The sequence below is a fragment of the Clostridium aestuarii genome (assembly GCF_026735135.1).
GTDB lineage: Bacteria > Bacillota > Clostridia > Clostridiales > Clostridiaceae > Clostridium_H > Clostridium_H aestuarii.
On the sequence record NZ_JAPQER010000004.1, the window covers coordinates 38,729 to 65,177 of the forward strand.

Genomic DNA, 26,449 nt, shown 5'->3' on the forward strand with positions numbered 1-26,449 from the left:
CTTTCTAAAAAAATATTTATTAAATTTAATTTCTAATACCATCAACATAATTTACTGGCAGGGTAAAAACAATTCCAACGCCTGGCTTAGATAAATCGCCTACAACTTTTTTTATGCAGTCTAAGGCTGTGGGAATTTGCTTGTCAGATAAAACAGCAAATATAGTTTTATTAAATGGTCTTTTTTCGTTTAGAAGCAGTCTCAAAGAACCAAACATAGGCAGTTCTTGTTTATGGTCAATTAAGATTTCTGCCATACCATGACTATCTAAAACAGTGGCTCCGCTAATTTTGGCTTTAGTAAATTCTAATAAAAGTTCATCTAATTTATCTACTTTGTTTAACACAAAAACAAGTAGGTGCAAATTATCACTTCCTTTATAAATATATAGATAAAAAAGCTAAAATATTTTTGAACGATTTTAATGTGTAGGTTTAATGGATTGATAATGTTTAATTATTGGTTTGTCTTGAAATAAAATATGATTTGTTTTATTATTTAAGAGTTTTTTAGCTTTGAAATGTGTCATGGAATTTTTATTTATCATGTTCATTTAAGAGTATTATAATAGTAAAATGACTATTAAACGAGAGAAAAAGTTTTAATTAAATTTACATAATTATAGGTTTTAATATATATATATTCATGTAACTGAGAAAATTGCATGATTTGGAAAATACATAGATACATGGAAGTTTCATTTTTCACTGTTTCCAAAATATAAAAAAGAGTGAAAATCTGAGATTTTCACTCTTTTTTACTAGTCTATATCAAGTAAATCATCTATTTCTGTTTCACCTCGAGATCCAAACACAGAGCGTGCACTTTCAGCCTGACCATGTTTGATATTATTCTTTTTAAATCTTCCATCATGTTTTTGATTATTTTTTGTGTTTTTCATTTTGTTTTTTAAATTATTCTTTGACATATTATATCTCTTTATCTCCTTTTACTCCTGTTGATTTATGTTTCTTCATTTCATCTTCATGGATAATATCTGGCTTAGAAGTCCTTTTATCCATTTTCCTGCTATTTTTAGCTTTTGAGCTACCCACAACATTCACTCCTTAAAATTTGATTAAGTATATAAATTTGTCTTTAATAGCATAACCATATTTAGTGGAATTATGTATGAAAAGAAGTATCCAATTTTCTAATAATAATAAAAATAAATGCTATAATAAAAAATAAAGAATATATACAATAGATATTTAAAATATATAACCAATGAGAAAGGAGTAAAATTGTGATAAAAATAGTGGGAAGTTTGATAAAAAAGAATAAAATTATAAGAGAAGAAATTGTTACATCGACTATAGAGGGCAGTTATCAGGAAAAATTAAAAGAGTGTATTACTGAAATTTGTTATAGAATGGATATTTCCAAGCCTTATTGGCTACCTAAAAACATGAATGAATATAACAGAAGAACCAAAACTTCTTTCAACAAAGATAACTTTATTGAAGAATTGGATTTTGATAAATTTCAAATAGAAGAATTGAAGGATGATTTAAAATAGAACTTTATAGCACATAATAAGCTTAGGGTAAATATAAACTAAGCAGGTGATTTTATGGAATGTAGAACATTGGTTAATCTACTAGATGAATTTAATGAGCAGAATATTATAGCAACTTTAAATTTAAAACCTGAAAAAACTATATTTATATATGAAAATAATACAGAAAATATTAAACAATTTAAAGCAATCAAAACTTATTTACAAGATAAGCTTCCAGAAATTCAAATAGAAGGCAACGCTGTTGAAATGGTAAATATACAGCATATAGAAAAACTCATAAGCAGTTTTAATAGAGAAAATACTGTGATTAATTTATCCTGTGGAAGTAAGCTCATGAGTTTGCTTACATATAAAACAGCAGAAAAATATAAAATAACATGTATATTTATAGATATCAGTTCTGAAGTTATCTTAAATTTGAGTGATGATAAAACAGATAAATTCAATATAGAGCTTCAAGAATTAAAGGTTAATGATTTTATTAAAAGTACAGGAGGCAAAATTCTTTCAGATTCAACAGAGATATTTGATAACAGTAAAGTACTAGAATTCCTCGATTATATCATTGATAATTATAGTTCATGGACTAAATTAAAAAATAATCTTAGAAATGATGATATAGCAAAGCATGATAAATTTTATATGGATAAAGTTATTATAGATAAAGAAAAAATAGATGACGAATATAGACCTATATATGTTAAATTTTTAGAGAAAGCTAAAAATTTAAATTTGGTTTCTACTAGTAATTCTAAAAACAATAATTTGATTGTACAGTTTAACAACGAAGGGATGAAAACTCTTTTCTTTAAAACAGGTACGTGGTTAGAGGTATTAGTTTATAAGACATTGAAGCAAATAAATGAAGTTGATGATGTTAAAATTGGAGTAACATTTAAGTGGAACGATAATAAGCAATATGTTAAAAATGAAATAGATGTGTTAGCATCAATCAATTCTCAACTTATATGCATATCATGTAAGGATACGGATAAATATGATGAAGATGCTTTGAATGAACTAGAAGTATATTCTGATATGTTAGGTGGAGATGATGTTAAAAAGGTTCTTACAGCTTCTAAAGAATCTTATAAAAAAAGCACGATACTAAGAGCAAAGGAAATGGGAATTGACATTGTTGTTTTTAATGGCAATGTAAAAACATTAAAAGAAAGTTTACGTAATATTTTAAAGATTTAGTAAAAAATTTAAAATAAAATTAATTGGGTCTGTAAATGAGTTTATGTAAATTCACAAACTTATCTACAGATCCTATAAAATCCATATTTTCGTACTAAAGAGTTTTTAAATTATTTGATATTTTACTAAAACATTTAAGAAAAATTTCCCTTTCTTATTTAGTCAAAGGAGTTAAAATCTTTTGCCATAATATTTTTCTCTTTCTTTATAATCTTCTCCGTTTAGTAAAAATACAGTTACTAAAGAAATGTATAAAAATAATTGAGAATATTTAGAAAAAATGTGTGCAAGTATTTACTAATTTTTTCCAATGTATTATAATGGAATAAAATGGAAGGTAAACACAATGTATTATAATCCATTGTGATCAATTATATTTATTGGGGAGGAAGATTTAATGACTAAGAGTAAAAATGGTATAGTAGATTCTTTTAGTGTACAAGTTATTGATGATGGGTATGCAGATACTAAATCTAAAGCAGAAGATAGCCCAATGTTTATAACTCCATCATATGTTACTACTTGGAGGCCGTCTTATAACAAGGATAATGATTTGACTGAACCACCAAAAAGCAACTTAAGCAGAATAGAGGTTGAGGTAAATTCATCTAAATATCTAGTTGGAGAATGTGCTGTAAAACAAGATAGAAATATTCAGTGGAATGGAGCATCGGACAAGCATAATGATAGATCATTTGATGTTTTACTAAAAACTCATTTGAGTTTAATGGCCAAAAAGCCTATGAGTAGAGTAAAGTTAGTTATGGGGTTACCTGTAAGAGCGAGTTTGGACAAAGAAAGAGTAGAAAAAATGAAAGCTAAAGTAGTTAGGCAGCATGATATTGCTTTGAGATTGTGTGGTCAAAAAGAGTTTGAAAATAAAATTATAAGAGTAGAGGATATTATTATAAAAGCACAGCCTCATGGAACGCTATGTAATTTGATATTAGACAATAATGGTAATTTAACTAATAAAGACATAGCCAGGAAAGTTAATGCTATATCTGATATCGGAGGCAAAACTCATAATTTATACTTAGTAGATGCTTTGGAACCATTAGCAGATTTCTGTGATACTAAAAATAGTGGAATGTATACAGCCTATATGTGGATAAAGGACTACATAGAACAGGTGCTACATTTAAATGTGGCAGATGGGCAGATACAATATATAGTAGCAAGTGGACAAATTAAAGGGTATGATTTAACACCAGTGATTCAAAAGGCGTATAAAAGTCTTGCAAGAAAGATTATTTTAGAAATTGAGACTGTCTGGGAAAACGCGATGCCTTTTATTGATAATATTATATTTACAGGAGGTGGAGCTGCTGTACTTAAGCCTTATTTAGAAGAAGAATTTAAAAATGCAGTGTATTTAGGTCAAACACAAAATCCATTAGGTCTATTCAAACAAGGTGTTAGAAAATGGAAGAAAAAAATAGGCTAAGGAAGGAGAGTATATTATGCAAATTTCTCTTTATATAGGAAAAAGGAAAAAAAAAGATAGAATAGTGGATAGAGAATTAGAAAGATATGTTGAAGGAGATCGAAGTGAAAGAATAAAAGATTTGATTTTAAAAGGATTAATATTTGAGGGTCGAAAGGATATTGATGAGCGATTGTTAGATATGAGATATATGTATAGTTCTAATCTAACAGCTATGACTATAGAAGAAGAAAAAGTTGAAAATATACCTAAAAAAACGCCTACTAAAGAAAAAAAACCTGACTTTAGCAATATAAAGGTTCATAGAAAAGAAATAGAAGACGATGAACTGGAAGATAGAATTTAAGAAAAAGTTATTGATAAAATAAAAATATAAGTGGTATATAAAAAACTCTCTGCCTTAATTGGGGCAGAGAGTTTTTTGTGTTGCAATATTCTAGGTACCTTATTATAAGGGGATACATATAATGAAATAGAAGTTTTTACTTCTGCTCACAGGGGGTGTATGAGATGGACGTTGATGATTCTATAGTAGAAATGTTTGTTTTTGAAACATTTAAGCTTATAGAAGAATTAGAAAGTGCAATATTAAATAGTGAGGAAACAGAAAGTTTTGAAGAAAATATAGAAGATATATTTAGAGTTATGCACACACTAAAAGGAAATGCTGCAATGATGCAGTATGATAATATATCTAATTTATCGCATTCTGTAGAAGATGTATTTGATTATTTTAGAAAAGAGCATCCTGAAAATTTAGATTATTCTAAAGCAGCAGATATAGTTTTAGAAAGTATAGATTTTATAAAAAACGAAACTTCAAAAGTGAAAAGTGGACAAGATCCTGATGGCGATGAAAACAAGTTAAAGTATAAGATTGAAGAATACCTTAAAGAAATAAAAAATAAAACTTTAAATCAAGTCAATAAAAGTTTAAATAATTATAAAGTTAAGATGTATTTTCAAGAGGACTGCGGTATGGAAAATGTAAGGGCTTTTGCTGTGGTTCATAGGTTAGAAGAGATTACAACAGATATAGAATGTATTCCAGCGGATATTGTAGAAAATAACGATACTGCAGAAATTATAAGGTGTGAAGGGTTTAATATAACATTTAGAACAGAATTGACTTTAAATGAGCTAAAAGACTTTTTTGAACAAATAGCTTTTTTAAAAAATTTAAATATAGAAGAAGTAAAAAATAGTATTGATGAAAATAAGAAGACGGATAGAACTAATAAAAATTTAAATAAGATAAGTAATTTGGAAAAAATGAATACCAGTATGTTGAGTGTAAATGTAAATAAGTTAGACAAGCTGATGGATTTAGTTGGAGAACTGGTAATTTCAGAAGCTATGGTAACAAAAAACCCTGAGTTGGATGGAGTAGAATTGGATGGCTTTTATAAGGCTTCAAGACAACTTAGAAAAATTATTAATAATGTTCAAGATGTGGTTATGTCTATTAGAATGGTTTCATTATCAACTACCTTTAGAAAGATGAATAGGCTAGTTAGAGATGTAAGCAAGAGTTTAAATAAGAAAGTTAAATTTCAAATAACAGGGGAAAATACGGAAGTAGATAAAAACATTATTGAACACATATCTGATCCACTTGTACATCTTATAAGAAATTCTATAGATCACGGTATAGAATCTCCAAATAAGAGGTTAGATAAAGGAAAGTCTGAATTTGGAACAGTAACACTGGAAGCTAAAAATGAAGGGGGAGATGTATGGATAATAGTAAAGGACGATGGAAGAGGATTAAATAAGAATAAGATATTAAAAAAAGCAAAAGAGCATGGGCTTATGAATAAATCAGAAAATGAACTTACAGATAAAGAAATTTATTCATTTATATTTCTTTCAGGATTTTCTACAAAAGAAAAGGTATCTGAGGTTTCAGGACGGGGAGTAGGGATGGATGTTGTAGCTAAGAATATTGAGCAGATAAGAGGAAGTATATTTGTTGATAGTGTAGAAAATAAAGGTACGACTATATCTATAAAGATACCGTTAACTTTAGCTATTATTGATGGTATGACTGTGAAGGTTGGGAAATGTGTGTATACTATTCCAACAACTTCTATAAAGGAATCTTTTAAAGTAAAAGAAGAGGATGTTATAAGAGATATAAATGGAAATGAGATGATATTGATAAGAGGATACTGCTGCCCTATAGTAAGACTTTATAAACGATTAGGGGTAGATACGAAAGTTACAAATATACAAGATGGGATAGTTGTTATGGTTCAGAATGAATTAAATACAATATGTCTTTTTGTAGACGCGCTACTTGGACAGCAGCAGGTTGTGGTAAAAGCACTACCAAGCTATATAAAAAAAGTCAAAGGTATAGCAGGGTGTAATTTGCTTGGTGATGGAAGTATAAGCCTGATACTTGATATACAGGAACTTTAGGGGGATTGTGTTATGAAAGTTTTTAAGAATATGAAAATAAGAGCAAAGATTTTAACAGGGTTTATATTGATTGCACTAATAGCAGGAGTTATAGGTGTTATAGGTGTTAAAAATATAAAAAGTATAGACAATGTAGATACACAAATGTATGTTGAAAATACTAAACCTTTAGAAGATATATCTGATATTGCAATAGAATATCAGAGAATGAGAGTGACTATGAGAGATGTAATCTTAGCTAAGTCTAATGAGGAAAGGGATAACAACATTGAAGAAATAAAGAATATAGATAATCATATAAATGAAAAATTAAGTGAGTTTAGCAAAAAAATAAAAACAGAAGAAGGTATTAAGGAATATGAAAAAATAAATAAGCAGATGGAAATATATAGACCAATTAGACAAATGATTATTGAACTTGTGGTGGAAGGTAAAAATGATGAAGCTTTAATGTTGATGAGAGGTGAAGCGGCAGTTCATTCTAAGGAGATTAGAACTTCCATTAATAAAGTTTTTAATATGGAAGTAAAAGCGGCGGAAAAAAAGGTAATGGAAAACACAAAATTAGCTGAACAATCTATAAGAAATGTTCTTTGTTTAATGATAGTAGGAATTACTATTTCAGTAATCTTAGGGATTATAATTTCAAACTTTATAAGTAAACCTATAAAGAAAACTACTGAAGTAGCAAAAAAATTATCAAAAGGAGATATTAATGTAGAATTAACTAGAAATTCCAAGGACGAAATTGGACAACTTACTTATGCTTTTAAGGAGTTAATAGAAAATACAAAAAAACAATTTAAAATATTAGAGGAAATCGATAATGGAAATTTAAATGTAGATATAAAGTTTCAGTCTGAAAAAGATGTTTTGAATATTAAACTTAAAGAAATGGCAGATAGATTGAAAGAGTTGATTGGTGAAATTTCTTATACACTTACTGAAATGTCTAAGGGAAACTTGAATGTGAGCATTGATAGAGAGTATAAAGGTCAATTCAAAGAAGTGAGAAAGTCTATTAATATAATTCTAGTTTCATTTAATAGAGTTTTAGGTGATATAAATGGTTCAGCTGAACAAGTATCAGCAGCCGCAAAACAAGTTTCAAATTCTAGTCAAGAGTTATCTCAAGGAGCAGCTGAACAGGCAAGTTCGGTAGAAGAAATTACAGCATCCATGTCACAAATTGCAGCTCAAACAAAACAAAATGCAGAAAATGCAAGTACAGCTAATCATCTTGCTATGAAAACATCAGAAAATGCAAAACAAGGGAATGATAGAATGAAGGAAATGCTTACTGCAATGAATCAAATCAATGATGCTTCTAAAAATATTTCAAAAATAATTAAGGTTATAGATGAAATTGCTTTCCAAACTAATATTTTAGCGCTTAATGCAGCTGTAGAGGCAGCAAGAGCTGGTCAGCATGGTAAGGGATTTGCAGTAGTAGCAGAAGAAGTTAGAAATTTAGCTGGTAGAAGTGCAAATGCGGCTAAAGAAACTACTACAATGATTGAAGATTCAATTAAAAAGGTGAAAATAGGAACTGAAATTGCAAATGAAACAGCGCAATCTTTAGACAAAATAGTTAATGATGTAAATATGGCTGCAAAACTAGTAGCTGACATTGCAAATGCTTCTAATGAACAGGCTACAGCTATTTCACAAATGAATCAAGCTATAGATGAGGTTTCTAATGTGACTCAAATGAATACAGCAACAGCTCAGGAAAGTGCATCTGCAAGTGAAGAGTTATTAAGTCAAGCTGTAGTTTTGAAAGATAGAATAGAGAAGTTTAATTTAAAAGAAAGTAATTTAAAAGGTGATATCAAATATAATGAAAGAGACTATATAGATAACGTAGAAAAAGAGAGCAAATACCATGAAAAAGATATTTCAAAAATAAAAATTTCCTTAGATGATGATTATGGAAAATATTAAGCACTTAGTAGTAGGTAGTAGGGAAAAGGTACTAGATACTAGGAAGAAAATACTAGAACCTAGTACTTAGAACCTAGTACCTAAAATTAAAAAAGGAGTGGAGAGTATGGATGAAGACACTTTAAGAGGAAAATATTTAATATTTTCAATAGATAAAGAAGAGTATGGAATGAAGATAAAGTATGTTATAGAAATTATTGGGATACAACCTATTACTACTGTTCCAGAACTACCTAATTATATAAAAGGCATTGTAAATTTAAGAGGAAATATTATACCTGTTATGGATATTAGAATTAGATTTAAAAAGCAAGAAAGACAGTATGATGATAGGACATGCATAGTTGTAGTAAATGTAAATGATATTTTAATAGGGCTTGTAGTAGATAGAGTTTTAGAGGTTGTAAATATACCAGAGGATAAGATTGCACTTCCTCCTGATGTGAAATCAGGTTATAAAAATGAGTATATTAGCGGTATTGGTAAAACTGAGGGTAAAGTTAAGCTTTTACTGGATTGCAAAAGACTCATAGATTATGAGGGGGATTAAAATTGATAAAAATCGCTGACGATGAGTTTAAATTATTAGTAGAATTTATGATAAAAAATTATGGTATAAATTTATCTCCAAAGAGGAATTTTGTAGAAAACAGGCTTGAAAAAATATTTAAGGGGAAAAGCTTTGAAAATTTTTGTGAGTATTATAAATGCCTGATTTTGGATAAAACAGGTAAATGTCAAGAAGAAATAGTTAATAATTTAACCATCAATTATACGTTTTTTATGAGAGAAAGTGATCATTTTAACTATTTTAAAAACACTATTTTACCATATTTGAATGAAAGTGAAAAAGATAAAAAAGATTTAAGAGTATGGAGTGCTGGTTGTGCAACAGGAGAAGAAGCATATACTTTGGCAATGATACTTTATGATTATTTTGAAAATGAGAACAATATTTGGGACACCAAGATTCTTGCTACAGATATTTCAACAAATGTAATTGAAATTGGTAAAAAAGGTGTGTATGAAGAAGAAAATATAAAAGTGTTACCACAACAGTGGAAAATTAAATATTTCAATGAAATAAAAGGAAATATCAGAGAAATTAAAGATCAAATAAAAAAGCAAGTTATATTTAGAGTATTTAACTTAATGAATTCTAAATATCCTTTTAAGAAAAAATTCCATGTTATATTTTGCAAAAATGTAATGATTTATTTTGATTTGGAAAATAGAAAAAAACTAGTAGATAAGTTTTATGAGTGCACTAAACAGGGAGGCTATTTATTTATAGGACATTCTGAATCCTTAAATTTTAAGAATGGTTTTAAGTATGTAATGCCATCTGTATATAGAAAGGAATAGGGTGTTATGTTATGGTTAGAAGGAAAAAAATTAAGGTTTTGGTTGTAGATGATTCTCTATTGTTTAGAGAAGTTTTGAAAAAAGGTTTATCAGAGGATTTAGGAATAGAAGTAATAGCTGCAGTATCTAATCCTTATCAAGCTAGAGATAAAATAATTGAGTACAGACCAGATGTTATGACTTTAGATATAGAGATGCCAAAAATGAATGGGATAAAATTTTTACAGAAGCTTATGCCTCAATACCCTATGCCTATAGTTGTAGTTAGCTCTATAAGTGATAGAGTGTTTGATGCTTTAAATGCAGGAGCAGTAGATTTTGTGACAAAGCCTGATAATAAGCATAGAAGTTTAGAAAATTTTATCAATGAACTCATTATTAAGATTAAAATAGCATCTACTGCAAAACTAGGTAATTTAAAAAGAAAAAAACAAAGTGATGTATATAGATTAAACAGAAACAGAAATAGAAGCAAAGAAATAATTGCGATTGGAGCATCAACAGGTGGGACAGAAGCTATTTATAATATTATAAAAGAGCTTCCAGGGGATATTCCTGGTATTGTTATAGTTCAGCATATACCACCTGTTTTTAGCAGGATGTTTGCTGAAAGACTTAATAATTCCTGCATTTTAGAGGTCAAAGAAGGAAAAGTAGGAGATGAAGTAATTCCAGGTAAGGTGTTGATTGCACCAGGAGATCAGCATATGACTATTAGCAAGAAAGGCAATGGATATATTGTAAGATGTTCTTATGGTGAAAAAGTAAATGGTCATTGTCCTTCGGTTGATGTTCTGTTTAATTCTGTTGCAAAAGAAGCAGGAGATAATGCAATTGGAATTATTTTAACAGGAATGGGTCGTGATGGTGCTAAAGGGATATTAAATATGAGAAAAAATGGTGCTAAAACATTAGGACAGGATGAGAAAAGCTGTGTAGTATATGGAATGCCAAAAGCTGCTTATGAAATAGGTGGAGTAGAAAAACAACTTCCATTAGACAGTATAGCCAAACAGATTTATTCGATGACAAGTAATTGGAAATAAGAATAAGTTTGTAGAATACAGCTATTTAAAAAGTATGGTAATTTTAGATAAATGAGTTATTTTGTTTAAATAAAGCCTTGCAAAAATTTGCAAGGTTTTATTTATGATTTGTAATCAACATGTTTTAGGTGGTTATTTTTTTGTGATTAAGCAGATGCTTTGACTTGCGATTCCTTCGCCACTACCAGTGAAACCAAGTCCTTCCTCTGTTGTTGCTTTAACATTTATTCTATCTTCAGCAATTTCTAAAGTATTTGCTATTTTCTTAATCATAGTATGTATATGTGGAGCCATTTTAGGATTTTGAGCTATTATAGTAGCATCAATATTTACTATTTTATATTTATTTTCAGATAATAATTCACCTACTTGTTTTAATAATAAAAGGCTTGATATTCCTTTATATTTAGAATTTGTATCTGGAAAATGTTTGCCTATATCACCAAGTGCAGCAGCACCAAGTAAGCTATCCATTATAGCATGAAGAAGAACATCAGCATCAGAATGACCAAGTAATCCCATACTATAAGGAATGTGAACTCCTCCTAAAATCAGTTTTCTATTTTTAGTTAATTTATGTACATCATATCCCATTCCAACTCGCATAATAAATACCTCCAAACATATAAATAGAGATTACTGTATAAGTAGTAATCTTAATTTTCAACTGCAATATATATAATTATATTAAAAGAAGGATGTCCAAAGCAATAAAAATTAAAAAAACATATAATAAAAAGAAAACTGCTGTATGCAGTTTTTATCATAGCCAATATTTATTAGTATGATGAGATTTGTTTTTTGTTGTTTTTTGTCTAGTTAATGAGTTGAAAAAGTTTTTCAATTTTCTGACTAATATTTCGACATAAGATTCGTTAGTATTTATTTTGGTTACATGAACTTTTTTAGGGTTTGTTTTTCTATGATGCATATTTTTATGTGCAATTTGTTCAGAGGGGGATTTGAAATCAACATATATAATTTTTTTATCCATAAAATGCACCTCCTCATTAAATATATAGCATTATATTAATTAAATTATACCATATAAATATCAAAATATTCATATAATATTAAAGAATAAGGTGTTTTTTAAAATTAAATTTATTTTGATACAAAACAATGTGCATTAATTAAAAAAGCATAAAATACATTAATGCACACTGCAAGATAATAAGTGAAAGGAAAACAGGAAGAATGTTATAGTACATTATATTAAGTTAATATCTAAAATGTTAATTATTTAAGAATATTATTAAGTATTTTTCGGTTCGAAGTTTTTTATTTATTTAAAGAAATATGATATATTATTCACATGTTATCAACAAAACTGTGGATAATGTGTATACTATATAGAAAAAAATAGATAATTATATACAGTTTTAATCAGAATACGTACAGTATAAGATATTATCACATAAGTTAACACAGAATACACAAGTTATACACAAGCAAACTGTGGGAAATGTGTATAACTTATAAGGTTTAATAAAGTATTAAATACAACTATAATTTCCATTACAATATATGTATAAAAATACAAATTTATCATACAAGGAAAATTATATATTAACATCCAATTAACACTAAATTAACAAGTTATGCACAGGGGGCTGTGGATAATGTGCATAACTTGTCTAGAATAATGAGAATGAATTTAATTTATAAATTAAAAAGGATATTCAATTCAAGTAAATTATAAGAAAAAGGTAAGCACATAAGTTAAATAGTTTAGCACAAAAGAATAAGTATATTAAATTTTAAAATTTTATGTTAAAAGATAAAAAAGAAAATGTTTTCATAAAAAATATAGCTTGCATTATTATTTGAATTTTATTATAATTATACAAAAGCTTTGAAGGATAGCAGTAAATAATATTTCATTTTTAGAGAATGGATGGTTGGTGCAAATCCATAATGAAAATTATTGAATCCGATCCTAAGCTGCATGGGGGTAACAACCTATGCCGGGTTATCCGTTATAGTAAGGAGGCTGTGTTAAATCAGCAAAATAAGGTGGCACCACGTGGAAAGTATGTCTTCGTCCTTAACGTTAGTTAAGAATGAGGACTTTTTTTATTTTAAATTCAAATAATGATGCATCATTCAGAAAATACAAAATATTTTTTATAAATAGATTAATTAGGGGGGCTTTTTAATGAAAAATAAATTATTAATGACGCCGGGGCCAACAACTGTACCAAATAGGGTCTTGAAAAAAATGAGTGAAGCTGTGATTCATCATAGAAGTGGGGAATACTGCAATTTGTTTGCAGAGATGAATGAGAAAATTAAATATGTATTTCAGACAGAAAATCCAGTGCTTACTTTTCCGGCAGCGGGTACAGGCGGACTTGAAGCAGCTATTGTTAATATGTTCTCAAAAGGTGATAAGGTACTAGCCGTATCAGCAGGGGTTTTTGGAGAGAGATTTATTAAAATAGCTAAAATATATGGTTTAGAAGTAGATGTTATTAAAGTCCCTTGGGGAAATGCAGTTAAGGTTGAACAAATAAAAGATAACTTAAAGGATGACCATAAGGCAATTATTGTAACCCATAATGAAACTTCTACAGCAGCTGTAAATCCTATAAAAGAAATAGGAGCGTTTATGAAAGATAAAAAGCAGCTTTTCATAGTAGATGGTGTGAGTTCTATAGGAGGAATAGAAGCTAAGATGGATGACTGGAACATAGATGTTCTGATAACTGCATCACAAAAGGCACTAATGACTCCACCAGGACTTACGTTTATAGGGGTTAGTGATAAAGCATGGGAGGTAGTTGAAAAATCTACACTTCCGAAGAACTATTTTGATTTTAAAAATGCAAGAGCTTATTTGGAAAAACCAATGCCGCAAAATCCATATACACCAGCAGTAACATTGATAGCAGCTGCTAATGAGGCATTAAGAATGATAGAAGAAGAAGGTCTTTATAATGTATATGCAAGACATGAAAAATTTGCACAAATGTTTAGAGATGAATCTGTAAAAATGGGATTGAAGTTATATGCTAATAAAAATTGTTTATCAAATACTGTTACTGGAATAGTTTTTAATGAAGATAACAAAGCATCATATATAAAAAAGAGAATGGAAGAAGAATTTAATATCATAATCGCTGGAGGACAAGAACATTTAAAAGGAAAAATGATAAGAATAGGTCATATGGGATGCGTAAATGAGAGTATGATAGACAGAACGGTAAAAGCATTACAAAAATGCTGCTAAACAGTGGCTAAATTTAAATTAATAGGGGGCTATTTTATGAGAAAGGCAAGAGTTATAATTGCTGAGAAAATAAATGAATTAGGTATTGAACTTTTACAAAAAGAGATGGATGTTGATATTTGTATAGGAATTAGCAGAGAGGAACTTTTGAAAAAAATACATGAATATGATGCTTTGATAGTTAGAAGTGCAACTCTTGTAAATGCGGAACTTATGGATAAAGCATCAAAACTTAAAATAGTTGGTAGAGCAGGAAATGGAACAGATAATATTGATATACCAGAGGCAACGAAGAGAGGTATTATAGTAGCTAATACTCCAGACAGTAATAGCATTTCAGCGGGTGAAATTGCAATAGGTCTTATGATGGCACAAGCTAGGTCAATACCTCATGCGGATAGAGATATGAAGGCTGGAAATTGGAATAGAAATAACTTTGAAGGTACTGAGCTTTACAATAAAACATTAGGTATTCTAGGGCTTGGAAGAATAGGATCACTAGTTGCAACAAGAATGAAAGCTTTTGGTATGAAGATAGTATCATATGATCCATATATTTCTGATGAAAGATTTAAAAGATTTGGAGTAGAAAAGATGGAAACATTAGATGATCTTTTAAAGATATCAGATTTTATTTCAATTCATACTCCAAGAACGGAAGAAACTATAGGAATGATAAGCTATGAACAAATTAAACTTATGAAGGATAATGTTAGGATTACAAATGCTGCTAGAGGAAAGATAATTGATGAGGAAGCACTTTATGATGGATTAAAGAGTGGCAAAGTTGCAAGTGCAGGAATGGATGTGCATTCTGTAGAGCCTAGACATGAAAGTCCATTATATGAATTTGATAATATGATAGTAACACCTCATATAGGTGCAAATACAAGAGAAGCTCAGCAAAATGTAGGAATTACAATTGCTCAACAGGTTATAAATGGACTAAAAGGAGAGATTGTTCCTAATGCAGTTAATCTTCCTGCTATAAATAGAGATGAGCTTCAGGATATAAAACCATATATAGATCTTATGGAGAAACTAGGGAAAATTTATTATCAATTAAATAAGGAACTTGTTAAGTTTGTAGAGATAAATTATTGGGGAGAGGTTGCTGCGCAAGACATAGATATGATTAATATTGCATTCTTAAAAGGGTTGTTAGAGCCTATTTTAAAGGATAAGGTTAATTATATAAATGCAAGAGTGTTGGCAGAAAAAAGTGGAATAGGTATTAAAACCAAAAAAGTACAAGAAAATTATAATAACTATTCTAATTTAATTACAATAAAAATTACTAATAAAAATCTAGAAGAATTTACGCTTGCGGGAACGTTGGCTGCTAATAAAGAAGGCAAATTGCTAGAAATTCAAGGCTATGAAGTGGATGTTAAACCAAGTAGATATATGATATTTGTACAAAATAAAGATGTTCCTGGTGTTATTGGACAGGTAGGTACTATTGTTGGAAAAGAAAATGTAAATGTTGCTACAATGCAGGTTGGAAGAAAAACAAAAGGGAAATTAGCACTTATGGTACTTAATGTAGATGATGAGGTTTCAAAGGAAACACTTAAAAAGTTTAAAGAGGTAGATAATATAATTTGGGTAAAAGGAACAATTATTTAAAAGGAAGTGAGTTTGTGAAGTATGTAGGATATGCAGCATCAGCAGGGGAGAAGGATATTTTTGATACTATAGAATATACCTATCAAAATAAAATGAATGCAGTTGAGATTAATTTGAATATGCCTATATTCTTTCCTGAAAATTTTACAATGGAAGATAGGAAAAAGATAAAAGGGTATAAGGATTCAAGAAGAGTAGAGCTTACATTTCATGCGCCAGAAGATATTTCACTGCTTCAGCTTCACAAAGATGTAAGAGAAGCTGGAATAAAAAGAATGAAGGAAGTTATAGATTTTGGATATGATATAGGAGCAAGCAGAATTACAATGCATGTAGGAAGTTCTGTGTGTTTTACATTAACAGATAGAAAAACTTATATGGATGAACTGTATTATGATAAATGTAAGAATATATTAAAGGAAAGTATCAAAGAATTAGCAGAGTATTCTAAAGGCAAGATAAAATTATGTATTGAAAACTCAGGAAGATTTCCACAAAAACTAGTTCAAGAAGTTTTAGATGAGATTTTAGATGAAGAAGAGAATTTGTTTTTAACTTGGGATATAGGACATTCATATGAAAACAAATATAATGAAGTGGATTTTTTCTTAAGGCATATAGATAAAATAAGAACATGCCATGTACATGATAATAATGGATCGAGTGATCATCAGGTTATAGGTACAGGTAGAGTGGATTTTAAGTGGCATTTTAATAAAATGAAAGATGTTGATGTGGTTTATATTATAGAAGTAAGACCAAGAGAGAAGGCAGTAGAATCATTTAAAAAATTGTTAGAAATAATATAACACGGAAGAGTATTAGAGGATGTAGGTAAATTTGTTTTTACACAAATTTACCTACATCCTCTATTTAAAAAATATATTAGAAAATAACAAAACCTGAAGATAAATCTTCAGGTTTTTAATTCTGTAATAAAATTATAGAACTGTTATGTTTTCTGCTTGAGGACCTTTAGCTCCATCAACAACGTCAAAAGAAACTTTTTGACCTTCTTCTAAAGTTTTGAATCCTTCTTTTTGGATTTGTGAAAAATGAGCGAATACGTCATTTCCTTCATCTGTAGTGATAAATCCAAATCCTTTTTCTGAGTTAAACCATTTTACTGTTCCTGTCATAATTTCATACCTCCGAAATTTTTATTCCTTTAATTCTTTGTAAAAATAAGTTATTAATAAAAATTTCGAAATCTATATATTTAAGTTATTCTTAATTTTAGATATTTCGAAAAATATTCATTTAACAATTTACTTCTGAATTAAGGTTACTACATAAGTATACACCATATAAAAAATAGGTCAAGTGTTTTTTGAAAAAAAATTAAAAAAATATAATATATCTTTTCTGAACAAACTAATAACACACTAATATAAATAGAATAAAATTTATTAGCTAATTAAAAAAAGAAATATTAGATAAAAAATAAAGCTAATTTATACTTCTTTTTGTTATACTAGAAGTATGGTATACTTAGCTGATTTATATAAAGAAGGTTCTAAGAAATCCAAAAATATTTTAAAATTGAAAGGTAAATTATTATGATAAAGTTTAAAGAACTAGGACTTAGTGATGATATACTAAGTGCACTTAAAGCTCAAAGAATTAGTGAGCCAACTCCAATTCAAGAAGAAAGTATTACATTAATAAAGGATGGCAACGATGTTATAGCAGAGGCTCAAACTGGTACTGGAAAAACACTTGCATTTTTATTGCCAATGTTTGAGAATATGTCTACTGATATAGACACAATTCAAGGTTTAATAGTAACACCTACAAGAGAACTTGCTATTCAGATAACCCAGGAAGCTATGAAGTTAAAAGAAGCTAAGAATTTAAATATTTTATCTGCATATGGTGGTAAGGATATAGGTTCACAGCTAAAAAAACTTAAAGGTAATATTCATTTAATAATTGCAACTCCAGGTAGACTTTTAGATCATCTTCGTAGAGATTCAATCAATCTTGACCATTTAAAAACATTAGTATTAGATGAAGCTGATCAAATGCTTCTTATGGGTTTTAAAAATGAAGTTGAAGCTATTATAAAACATATACCTAAAAAGCGTCAGACTCTTTGCTTTTCAGCTACAATGAACTCTCAAGTTAAAAAACTTGCTTATAAAAATATGACTGATCCAAAAGTAGTATCCATAGAAAAGGAAGAAGTAACTCTTAAAAATATTAAACAAGTTCTAATAGAAACGACAGATAGAAGAAAACAAGAGGACTTATGTAAGATTTTAGATGAAGAAAATCCATTTATGGCGATTATTTTTTGTAGAACTAAAAGAAGAGTTGATAAACTTGAAGAAGAGCTTTATCAGAAGGGTTATAATTGCAAAAAGCTGCATGGCGATTTAACCCAATCAAAGCGTGAAAGAGTAATGAAAGCTTTTAAAAAGACAGAAATTCAGTATTTAATAGCTACTGATGTAGCAGCTAGGGGACTGGATGTAAATGGAGTGACTCATGTATTTAACTATGATATTCCAGAAAATGATAAAATCTATATACATCGTATAGGTAGAACTGGAAGAGTTGGTGAGCAAGGGTATGCTTATACATTTGCAGCACCAAAAGATAAAAACACTTTAGATGCTATAGAAAAGGAAATCAAAATGCATATTCCTAGAAGAACTTTAGTGTAATTGAAAGATAATAATGAAGAGTAAGCATCGGGAGACCGATGCTTTTTTTGTAATAAGATTAAATAATAAATGCTTTTAGAATGTTTTCATGAAATTTTAGATTGAAATTAACTAAATCAACTGAAGTGATTTATTGTTCTCCAATATAAATTAATATATAATTGAGGCAATGAAAAAATATTTTTGAAAGGGGAGTTAAAATGGTACCTGATAAATTAAAGTTCGGTGATGAAATAAGAGTTATTGCGCCAGCAAGAAGTTTAAGCATAATGAATGATGAATCAAAAAAAGTAGCTGTTAAAACCTTAGAGGACATGGGGTTTAAAGTGACTTTTTCTAAGAACTGTGAAGAGACGGATGAGTTTTGTTCTTCATCAATAAAATCTAGAATTGATGACTTGTATGAAGCCTTTTTAGATAAAAACGTTAAAGCTATATTATCAGTTATTGGCGGGTATAATTCTAATCAATTATTAGACTATATAGATTTTGAAATCATAAAAAAGAACCCCAAAATAATATGTGGTTATTCAGATATAACTATTTTAAGCAATGCGATTTATAAAATGACAAATTTAATTACATACTCTGGACCACATTTTTCAAGTTTTGGAATGAAAAAAGGTATAGAATATACAAAAAAATATTTTAAAAAGTGTTTAATAGAAGAAAATGAGTTTGAAGTACAATCATCAAATCAATGGAGTGATGACCCTTGGTATTTAGACCAAGAAAATAGAGCCTTTTTTGAAAATGAAGGATATGAAGTAATTAATGAAGGAACTGCTAAAGGGAAAATAATTGGTGGCAATCTATGTACATTTAATCTTTTACAAGGGACAAAATATATGCCTGATTTAGAAGATACAATTTTATTCATAGAAGATGATGATTTGAGTTCACCAGAAACTTTTGATAGAAATTTACAATCTTTAATTCATCAACCCAATTTTGATAAAGTAAAAGGAATAATACTTGGTAAATTTCAATTAGATATGAAAATTACAAAAGAACAACTATATAAAATAATTAAAACAAAACCAGTATGCAATAATATACCAGTAATTGCTGAAGTGAATTTTGGACATACAACTCCACAAATAACTTTTCCAATAGGTGGTGAAGCTGAAATAATTGCTAATGAGAAAAATGTAAAGATTAAAATTAGTAAACATTAATTTTAGATGCAAAAGGGGGGAATCACTAATGTTAAAACTTATAGCAAGTGATATGGATGGTACTTTAGTAAATAATAAAGGTAGTATAAATGAAAAAATCTTTGATATAATACATGCTCTTAATGAAAAGCATATAAAATTTGTAGCAGCTAGTGGAAGATTTTATTCTCAACTAAATAACAACTTTAAAAAAGTTAAAACGGATATGATACTCATTGCTCATAATGGAGCTCTTATTAAGTATAAAAATAACGGAAAAACTCTTTATTCAAATAGTATTGATAAAGAAGACATAAAGAATGTAATGAACTTTAATTTTGGAGCAGGTGAAATGTTATTTTTAGCAGGAGAGAATGAAGCATATACAGTGAATCCATCAGAAGATTTGATGAATAAATTTAATTTTTATGAAATCCCTGTAGTGATGCTAAAATCCTTTATCGAAATAAAAAGACCAATATATAAAATAACTTATTATGTAGCTGATGGTGTAAAACCAGCTATATTAGAATATTTAAAGAAAAATTTAAATAGTAATCTTGAGTTTGTTGTATCAGGATATAATTGGATAGATATAATGAATAAAGGTATAAATAAAGGAAATGCTGTAAAAATACTTCAAGAAAAATTTAAAATAAACCCTAAAAATACAATGGTTTTCGGAGATTATTATAATGATTTATCGATGTTTAAAGTAGCACAACATAGTTATGCTATGGAAAATGCTCCTGAAGATGTGAAAAAAAGTGCTAATTTTATTGCAAAAAGCAATGATGAGGATGGAGTGTACAATGTTCTTCATAAATACGTAAATTCACTATAGGAAATAGTACAACAATAGGAAGTGATAGAATGAAAATAAAAAAAAGCCTTTAATGGCTTTCTTCTTTGTTAAAATTATTATTTTCTATAGTACAGTTTTCAAACGTAACTTCATTTTTATTTTTAACAAAACTATCACAACTATTATTATTGATTATAGAATTTCTAATGAGTATATTACTTCTATCAGTATCGAAGAAGCAAACCTTTTCCTCTGTATACCAATCTTTATTATCTTTAGGTTTTGAATTATTTTTTATAGTACAGTTATCAATTAGAATTACCGGAGTGTTTCTTGTTTCCATGAAATTCCATTGCCAGTTATTATTATCGGATATTGTGCAATCGTCAAATGTTATAAAATTTGAGTCCATGATAAAGAAGATGTTGCTATATGCTCTGTGTTTTGTGAACTTACTTCTTTTAAATCTTATAGATTGTGACTCATTAATATCAATAGCTCTTAATGAACAGTCAGTTACAGTAGAATCAATAAGATCAAACTCTTTTACTTGAAATAAGTGTAAGCCAACACTTCCACATCCATATAGGGTACAACCACTTAAATAAATATTACTGCTGTTTTGGAATCCTAATACTCCAGCATCACATTCATATGGCTGAGGAGCATGTCCAGCAATAATGTTTTTAATAGTGATATTACTAACATTATTAAAATTCATTATTTGTGCATATCTAGGTGAAACTATTATCTTTGTTTTACCACTGTTTGTACCTTCTATAGTTAAATTAGTAACATTTTTAATATTTAATTCTTTACCATCATATACTTCTTCCCATGTTACAGATTTGTCTGCTCTGTCAATTTGCTTAATTTTTGATAAATTATATACTCCAGGTTTTAGTAAAATTCTTTTATTAGAACCAATAGCATCGACAAATTCTTGTGCTGTTGAAACAGTAACTTCTTTTATATCTTTTTTTGTATTTTCTTTTGAATTTTCATGTGGAACTTTTCCAATGTATATACTATTTTTATCTTTGTTCCACGTTATTTCTTTTTTTAGAATTTCAGAAAGTGTATTTAGTGGAATATATCTAGTATCATTGTATACCAATGATTGTATACTATCATTAGTTGATTTTTTTGATTTAACTAAGTTACCATCCACATAGATTTTAATGTTATTAAAGATTGCTGGTATAGTTTTTTTAACGGGAGCTGCATAAGCAGTTAAAAAAGTTGTTGATAACAAGGTTGTAGTTACAGCACCAACTAAAAAAGCTCTTAATTTGTTTTTCATTATTATACCTCCATATACTTATATTAACATAATAAATTAATTATATAATTATTCTATTTTATTAACAAGTAGTTGTTCTTATTTGAAAAATATAGGAACAATTAATTGTCGGAATTATATGGTATAATTGGATACAATTAATTGTAATATAATTTATAGAAAATGTGTATTAACAAACAAAAATATATTAAAACATAATCTCAAGATGTTATATTTTAATTGAATAATAGGAGAAATTATATGAAAATAAAAAAGAATTTATTAATATCTTCAATTACTATAGTGTTATTGACAGTACCTTTATTACCGTATTCTTATAGTGATGGATTTAAATTTAAGTTTGGATATCCACTTGCTTATTTTACTACTTTCAATTTACCACCTATAAACCGAAAACAAATACTTTTAATGAGAATCCATATGGACATAATGATTTTTTTCATAGATGTAGTGTTAGTATATTTGTTATTTACTTTAGTGGCTTTTTTTATAAATAAGCTAAGAGAGAAGAGAGAATAGATATTAGATTATTTTAATGAAACAAGCTACTATGAATTTGTATATATAAATTGATGTTTTATAACATAAAGATTATTTATATAATTGAGGGGGTGAAGATATGAAAAAATCTTATATTATTTCTGCTATATGTTTATTGCTACTTGTCATTTTTGTTCGCTTCAGTTTTTCTATTATAGGAGTGAACAGAGAGAATCTTGAACGTGATGCTCGTAAATCCCAAAAAATAGATGATAGTTGGAAGGTCTCAAAATCTGTGAACGATAACCTTGGAACATTGCTGTTTTATGACGAAGATTTAACTGATTTCACATACTCCATTTATTTAAACAGAGAAGGCTTTTCATTTGGATACTTCTTCCGTTCAGGCGGTAGTAGCAACGATATTCTTGAGGGTGTTCAAGCTTTTGATTATGGTAATTCCATTGCTCTAATTTCGATTAATAAGGTAAATGTGGTGAGAATAGAATGTGTGTCTGAAAACAATCAAAAACAAGGGGAGATTTATACGGTAGAGCCAGGTAAGCCATTTGCTATTACGATACCCATTACCGATAGCAAAATGGCGATAAAAATGTATGATCAAGATAAAAATGAGATTCAGATAACAACAATCTTGTCTTGTGACTAAATATAGCAATTAATAGGCGTCAAGTCTTGAAAAATAAGACTTTACGCTTTTTTTATGTTCCTTTTTCGGTTTACAGTTACGCAAAATATTGGCAAAATATCAATATGAATAAGTGAAAGATATATGAGAAAAAATATAAGAATGGAACTAGAAAGGATATTCACACAATTTCACATATTTTTAAGATAATTATTCCAATATTAATTATTATAATGTATTCAACAAAAGAAATTACACAAAAAAATTAAATAATTAAGGAGTGGTTTATATGTTAAATTGGAAAAAAATCGTTTTATCTTCTATCTTGGCTGCGTCAGTAGTTGTACCAAGTGCTGCATTTGCTGCAGGAACAAATACTGCAAAACCAACTAAAAATGTGAAAAAATCAGTTATTCAAAGAGTTAAATTAACTGATGCACAGAAGGAAATGATGAAAGAAGTTAAAGAAAAAGTAAAGAATGGTGAAATGACAAAAGATGAATATGTACAATTTTTAAAAGATAATGGTATAAAGTCAATTAAAAAAGAAAGAATTAAGTTAACAGAAGAACAAAAGAAAATAATGCAAGAAGTTAAAGAAAAAGTAAGTAGTGGCGAAATGACAAAAGAAGAAGCCGTACAATACTTAAAGGATAATGGTATAGATATAACAAAAAAAGGAAGAGCTAAGTTAACAGAAGAACAAAAGAAAATAATTGAAGAAGTTAAAGCAAAAGTAAAGAGCGGAGAAATGACAAGAGAAGAAGCAAAACAATATTTAAGTGATAATGGTATAAAAACAATTAAAAGAAAAGGAATTAAGCTAACAGAAGAACAAAAGAAATTAATTGGAGAAGCTAAAGAAAAAGTGAAAAATGGTGAAATGACAAAAGATGAATATGTACAATTTTTAAAAGATAATGGGATAATGCAGTTAAGAAGAACTGGAAAAAGCAAAGTTGAAAAAAATGGTACTAAGTTAACAGAAGATCAAAAGAAAATATTTCAAGAAGTTAAAGAAAAAATAAAAAGTGGAAAAATGACAAAAGAAGAAGCAACGCAATATTTAAATGAAAAACTATAGGTAGCAATCAATAGAAAATGAAAATGAAATTAGTACAAACGTGGGTATATCCACGTTTGTTTTATTTATATTATAATAGATTATATAAATAATAAATATAGGAGTGAATAAAATGGAGTATAAAATTTATTTAGTTGAAGATGAGGAAAACTTAAATAGTATTTTAACTTCTTATTTTGAGAAAGAGGGATGGAATGTAACTTCTTTTTTGAATGGAGAAAAGGCTCAAATGGCAATAAAAGATCATCCTGACTTATGGGTTTTAGATATAATGCTTCCTGGTATTGATGGATATCAGTTAATAAAGGATATAAAATCTGATAATGCAGACATACCTGTAATTTTTATTTCAGCAAGAGATGCAGATTTAGACAAGGTAATAGGGCTTGAAATGGGAAGTGATGATTATTTAGCAAAACCATTTTTACCAAGGGAGTTGGTGATAAGAACAAAAAAACTTTTAGAACGAGTTTATAAAAGTAGCAAAGCAGTTTATAAAGCTGAAAGAGTGGAGATGTTCCCATATTCTATTGATGAGATAAAACGAATGGTTTATCTAAACGATGAGCTTATAAATTTAACATCTAAGGAATTTGATTTATTATTATTATTTGTGAAAAATCAAGGTAGTGCGTTTTCAAGAGAGAATATATTAAATACTGTATGGGGCGATGACTATTTTGGAAATGATAGAGTTGTAGATGATTTATTAAGAAGGTTAAGAAAAAAAATGCCAGAATTGAATATTGAAACAATATATGGTTTTGGATATAGAATAAATTCAGTAAAAAGAAAATAATATGCTTTATTTGTAAAAATTTTAAATATAGGTTATTTAATCATAGAAAATTATTAAATTAAAGTTGGTGATAATTTGAAGAATAAGCCTTTAGCTTTTCAAATATGGGTAGTTATATGTGGAATTATTTTAGCTATATTATTAATATTAGCTGTTTTATTTGCTTTTACTTTAAGAAGTTTTTTCACTAATGAAGTTTATAATACTATTGAAGCAGCTCAAATGAAATACACAGCTAGACTTTCAGGAGAAAAAATTAATAAAAAAAAATATATGCAATTAATGAATGAAGTCGAGGCAATACAGAATATAAGAAGTGTTTCACATATTAAATATCCGTCAACGAAGATTGTAGAACAATTAAAATTACATAAATTATATAATAATAAACAAGAGACAGAGAAATTTCTAAATGAAATAATAAAGCAGGTTAAAAATCAAAAATCAAAAACAAAAAGATATGAAAAAAATATAAATGGAAAGAAAATATTTTATGTTATATACAAGTTCAATGCTTATGGGAAAGAAGGATTTTTACTATCATATATGTGGGATACTTACAGAAATAGTTTAATAACAGCTGTGTTTTCTAAATTTTTAATTATAATTGTTATAGCAGTTATCATTTCATTAGTTGCAGCATTAAAAATATCCAAATATTTGACTCAACCATTAAAAAAATTAGAAAAGAATGTCAGTAAGATTGCTAAAAGAGATTGGTATGAACCTATTATTTCAGAACGTCAGGATGAAATTGGAAAATTATCATATTCTATAGAAAATATGAGAAAACAACTAGTAAAGAGAGATGAAAATCAACAATGGATGCTTCAAAATATCTCGCATGAATTAAAAACACCAGTTATGGTTATTAGAAGTTATGCACAAGCAGTAGAAGATAGGATATATCCTAAAGGAGATTTAAATAGCACTATGCATGTTATTGATAGTGAAGCAGAAAGATTACAAAAACGCATAAAAGATTTATTGTATTTAACTAAGTTTGAATATATGTCAAAACATCAAGAACCTGATGAAGTAATCGATATTAAAAAATTAATTGAAAGTGTAGTAGAAAGATTTAAATATAATAGTTCTAAAATATCTTGGCACATATATTTAGATGATGCAAAAATTTTAGGTAAAATAGATCAGTGGAAAGTGGTAATAGAAAATTTACTTGATAACAATATTAGATATGCTAGAGAAAAGATATCAATAGTTTTGAAAAAAAATCGAAACCATGTGGTGATTTGTTTTCATAATGATGGTGAGGCTATTGACGAAAAAATACTTCCTAATTTATTTAATCAATTTCAAAAAGGTAAGAAAGGCAAGTTTGGTTTAGGACTTGCTATTGTCAAACAAATAGTTCAGTTTCATAAGGGTGAGATTTGGGCTGTAAATGAAGAAAATGGTGTATCATTTTATATAAAAATAGAAGCATATCATGAGTGGAGAGAAGAAATACTGAAGAATGCAGAGGGCAATAAAAAAGAATAGTTAGTAAAAAAAGATTCACGTATCTTATAGTGAATTTTTTTATTGATTTATTTGTGATTTTTTTTATATTATTTATAAATTTTAAGGGTAATCAACAATGAAATTTTCATATATCTATGTAATTTGAGAATTGTGCTATTTATTCACTATTGTGAAATTTATATAATAATTTTCAAGAGAAAAATAGCATT

General features: G+C 28.1%; 27 protein-coding genes and 1 other annotated feature. Of the genes, 20 read left to right on the top strand and 7 right to left on the bottom strand.

Annotated features, from left to right (window positions below; translation table 11 throughout):
• Nucleotides 1-25: 25 nt before the first annotated feature.
• The 3 genes from OW763_RS10675 to OW763_RS10685 all read right to left on the bottom strand — a co-directional run bounded on the left by OW763_RS10675 (nt 26) and on the right by OW763_RS10685 (nt 1,055).
• Complete coding sequence (locus OW763_RS10675; RefSeq protein ID WP_268041125.1) at nt 26-364, bottom strand: hypothetical protein; 339 nt, start codon at nt 362-364, stop codon at nt 26-28.
• 396 nt (nt 365-760) lie between these two features.
• Nucleotides 761-928 carry a CPC_1213 family protein gene (locus tag OW763_RS10680; RefSeq protein WP_268041126.1) on the bottom strand — a complete coding sequence of 56 codons (168 nt, stop codon included), beginning with the start codon at nt 926-928 and terminating at the stop codon, nt 761-763.
• A 1-nt stretch (nt 929) separates the two neighbouring features.
• A complete protein-coding gene (locus OW763_RS10685; protein WP_268041127.1) occupies nt 930-1,055 on the bottom strand; it encodes a hypothetical protein in 126 nt (41 codons plus the stop codon).
• 191 nt (nt 1,056-1,246) lie between these two features.
• Here OW763_RS10685 and OW763_RS10690 point away from each other — a divergent pair, with 191 nt between their 5' ends.
• The 9 genes from OW763_RS10690 (at nt 1,247) to OW763_RS10730 (ending at nt 10,948) form a co-directional block, all read left to right on the top strand.
• A complete protein-coding gene (locus OW763_RS10690) occupies nt 1,247-1,519 on the top strand; it encodes a hypothetical protein (protein WP_268041128.1) in 273 nt (90 codons plus the stop codon).
• 54 nt (nt 1,520-1,573) lie between these two features.
• Nucleotides 1,574-2,722: a Card1-like endonuclease domain-containing protein gene (locus OW763_RS10695; RefSeq protein ID WP_268041129.1), complete on the top strand. Its 1,149-nt coding sequence runs from the start codon at nt 1,574-1,576 to the stop codon at nt 2,720-2,722.
• Nucleotides 2,723-3,119: 397 nt separating this feature from the next.
• Nucleotides 3,120-4,169: a ParM/StbA family protein gene (locus OW763_RS10700; protein ID WP_268041130.1), complete on the top strand. Its 1,050-nt coding sequence runs from the start codon at nt 3,120-3,122 to the stop codon at nt 4,167-4,169.
• A gap of 16 nt (nt 4,170-4,185) precedes the next feature.
• Entirely contained in the window at nt 4,186-4,515 is a 330-nt protein-coding gene (locus tag OW763_RS10705) for a hypothetical protein (RefSeq protein WP_268041131.1), read from the top strand.
• A gap of 164 nt (nt 4,516-4,679) precedes the next feature.
• Complete coding sequence (locus OW763_RS10710) at nt 4,680-6,593, top strand: chemotaxis protein CheA (protein WP_268041132.1); 1,914 nt, start codon at nt 4,680-4,682, stop codon at nt 6,591-6,593.
• A 12-nt stretch (nt 6,594-6,605) separates the two neighbouring features.
• Nucleotides 6,606-8,537 carry a HAMP domain-containing methyl-accepting chemotaxis protein gene (locus tag OW763_RS10715; RefSeq protein ID WP_268041133.1) on the top strand — a complete coding sequence of 644 codons (1,932 nt, stop codon included), beginning with the start codon at nt 6,606-6,608 and terminating at the stop codon, nt 8,535-8,537.
• Between the two features lie 106 nt (nt 8,538-8,643).
• Nucleotides 8,644-9,087 carry a chemotaxis protein CheW gene (locus OW763_RS10720; protein ID WP_268041134.1) on the top strand — a complete coding sequence of 148 codons (444 nt, stop codon included), beginning with the start codon at nt 8,644-8,646 and terminating at the stop codon, nt 9,085-9,087.
• Nucleotides 9,088-9,089: 2 nt separating this feature from the next.
• A complete protein-coding gene (locus OW763_RS10725) occupies nt 9,090-9,902 on the top strand; it encodes a CheR family methyltransferase (RefSeq protein WP_268041135.1) in 813 nt (270 codons plus the stop codon).
• An 11-nt stretch (nt 9,903-9,913) separates the two neighbouring features.
• On the top strand, nt 9,914-10,948 hold the full coding sequence (locus OW763_RS10730) for a protein-glutamate methylesterase/protein-glutamine glutaminase (RefSeq protein ID WP_268041136.1): 1,035 nt from the start codon (nt 9,914-9,916) through the stop codon (nt 10,946-10,948).
• Between the two features lie 132 nt (nt 10,949-11,080).
• On the opposite strand, the gene ispF is transcribed toward OW763_RS10730, so the two are convergent.
• A complete protein-coding gene (gene ispF / locus OW763_RS10735; protein ID WP_268041137.1) occupies nt 11,081-11,554 on the bottom strand; it encodes a 2-C-methyl-D-erythritol 2,4-cyclodiphosphate synthase in 474 nt (157 codons plus the stop codon).
• A gap of 157 nt (nt 11,555-11,711) precedes the next feature.
• Nucleotides 11,712-11,942, bottom strand: a complete 231-nt coding sequence (locus OW763_RS10740; protein WP_268041138.1) for a hypothetical protein — start codon at nt 11,940-11,942, stop codon at nt 11,712-11,714.
• A gap of 852 nt (nt 11,943-12,794) precedes the next feature.
• Nucleotides 12,795-13,000 (top strand) — a binding site (T-box leader).
• A 106-nt stretch (nt 13,001-13,106) separates the two neighbouring features.
• On the opposite strand from OW763_RS10740, the gene OW763_RS10745 reads away from it, so the two are divergent.
• Genes OW763_RS10745 through OW763_RS10755 form a run of 3 tightly spaced genes read left to right on the top strand, consistent with a single transcriptional unit; the run spans nt 13,107 to nt 16,618 of the window.
• On the top strand, nt 13,107-14,180 hold the full coding sequence (locus OW763_RS10745; RefSeq protein WP_268041139.1) for a pyridoxal-phosphate-dependent aminotransferase family protein: 1,074 nt from the start codon (nt 13,107-13,109) through the stop codon (nt 14,178-14,180).
• A gap of 36 nt (nt 14,181-14,216) precedes the next feature.
• A complete protein-coding gene (gene serA, locus OW763_RS10750; RefSeq protein ID WP_268041141.1) occupies nt 14,217-15,809 on the top strand; it encodes a phosphoglycerate dehydrogenase in 1,593 nt (530 codons plus the stop codon).
• Nucleotides 15,810-15,823: 14 nt separating this feature from the next.
• Nucleotides 15,824-16,618, top strand: a complete 795-nt coding sequence (locus OW763_RS10755) for a sugar phosphate isomerase/epimerase family protein (protein ID WP_268041142.1) — start codon at nt 15,824-15,826, stop codon at nt 16,616-16,618.
• A 132-nt stretch (nt 16,619-16,750) separates the two neighbouring features.
• Here the strand turns inward: OW763_RS10755 and OW763_RS10760 are convergent, their stop codons facing one another.
• Nucleotides 16,751-16,948: a cold-shock protein gene (locus OW763_RS10760; protein ID WP_272507429.1), complete on the bottom strand. Its 198-nt coding sequence runs from the start codon at nt 16,946-16,948 to the stop codon at nt 16,751-16,753.
• Nucleotides 16,949-17,368: 420 nt separating this feature from the next.
• On the opposite strand from OW763_RS10760, the gene OW763_RS10765 reads away from it, so the two are divergent.
• The 3 genes from OW763_RS10765 to OW763_RS10775 all read left to right on the top strand — a co-directional run bounded on the left by OW763_RS10765 (nt 17,369) and on the right by OW763_RS10775 (nt 20,479).
• The gene (locus OW763_RS10765) at nt 17,369-18,478 is read left to right on the top strand and encodes a DEAD/DEAH box helicase (protein WP_268041143.1); all 1,110 of its coding nucleotides are present in this window, start codon (nt 17,369-17,371) and stop codon (nt 18,476-18,478) included.
• A gap of 200 nt (nt 18,479-18,678) precedes the next feature.
• The gene (locus OW763_RS10770) at nt 18,679-19,656 is read left to right on the top strand and encodes a S66 family peptidase (protein WP_268041144.1); all 978 of its coding nucleotides are present in this window, start codon (nt 18,679-18,681) and stop codon (nt 19,654-19,656) included.
• Nucleotides 19,657-19,684: 28 nt separating this feature from the next.
• A complete protein-coding gene (locus tag OW763_RS10775; protein ID WP_268041145.1) occupies nt 19,685-20,479 on the top strand; it encodes an HAD family hydrolase in 795 nt (264 codons plus the stop codon).
• Nucleotides 20,480-20,528: 49 nt separating this feature from the next.
• Here the strand turns inward: OW763_RS10775 and OW763_RS10780 are convergent, their stop codons facing one another.
• Nucleotides 20,529-21,743 carry a right-handed parallel beta-helix repeat-containing protein gene (locus OW763_RS10780; protein WP_268041146.1) on the bottom strand — a complete coding sequence of 405 codons (1,215 nt, stop codon included), beginning with the start codon at nt 21,741-21,743 and terminating at the stop codon, nt 20,529-20,531.
• A 240-nt stretch (nt 21,744-21,983) separates the two neighbouring features.
• Here OW763_RS10780 and OW763_RS10785 point away from each other — a divergent pair, with 240 nt between their 5' ends.
• The 5 genes from OW763_RS10785 to OW763_RS10805 all read left to right on the top strand — a co-directional run bounded on the left by OW763_RS10785 (nt 21,984) and on the right by OW763_RS10805 (nt 26,258).
• Nucleotides 21,984-22,262 (top strand): hypothetical protein, encoded by a 279-nt coding sequence (locus OW763_RS10785; RefSeq protein WP_268041147.1) that lies wholly within the window; start codon nt 21,984-21,986, stop codon nt 22,260-22,262.
• A 100-nt stretch (nt 22,263-22,362) separates the two neighbouring features.
• Nucleotides 22,363-22,893, top strand: coding sequence for a hypothetical protein (locus OW763_RS10790; protein ID WP_268041148.1), 531 nt, complete (start codon nt 22,363-22,365; stop codon nt 22,891-22,893).
• A 268-nt stretch (nt 22,894-23,161) separates the two neighbouring features.
• Nucleotides 23,162-23,956: a hypothetical protein gene (locus tag OW763_RS10795; protein WP_268041149.1), complete on the top strand. Its 795-nt coding sequence runs from the start codon at nt 23,162-23,164 to the stop codon at nt 23,954-23,956.
• Nucleotides 23,957-24,068: 112 nt separating this feature from the next.
• The gene (locus tag OW763_RS10800; protein ID WP_268041150.1) at nt 24,069-24,755 is read left to right on the top strand and encodes a response regulator transcription factor; all 687 of its coding nucleotides are present in this window, start codon (nt 24,069-24,071) and stop codon (nt 24,753-24,755) included.
• A 75-nt stretch (nt 24,756-24,830) separates the two neighbouring features.
• Entirely contained in the window at nt 24,831-26,258 is a 1,428-nt protein-coding gene (locus OW763_RS10805) for a sensor histidine kinase (RefSeq protein WP_268041151.1), read from the top strand.
• Nucleotides 26,259-26,449 lie beyond the last annotated feature (191 nt).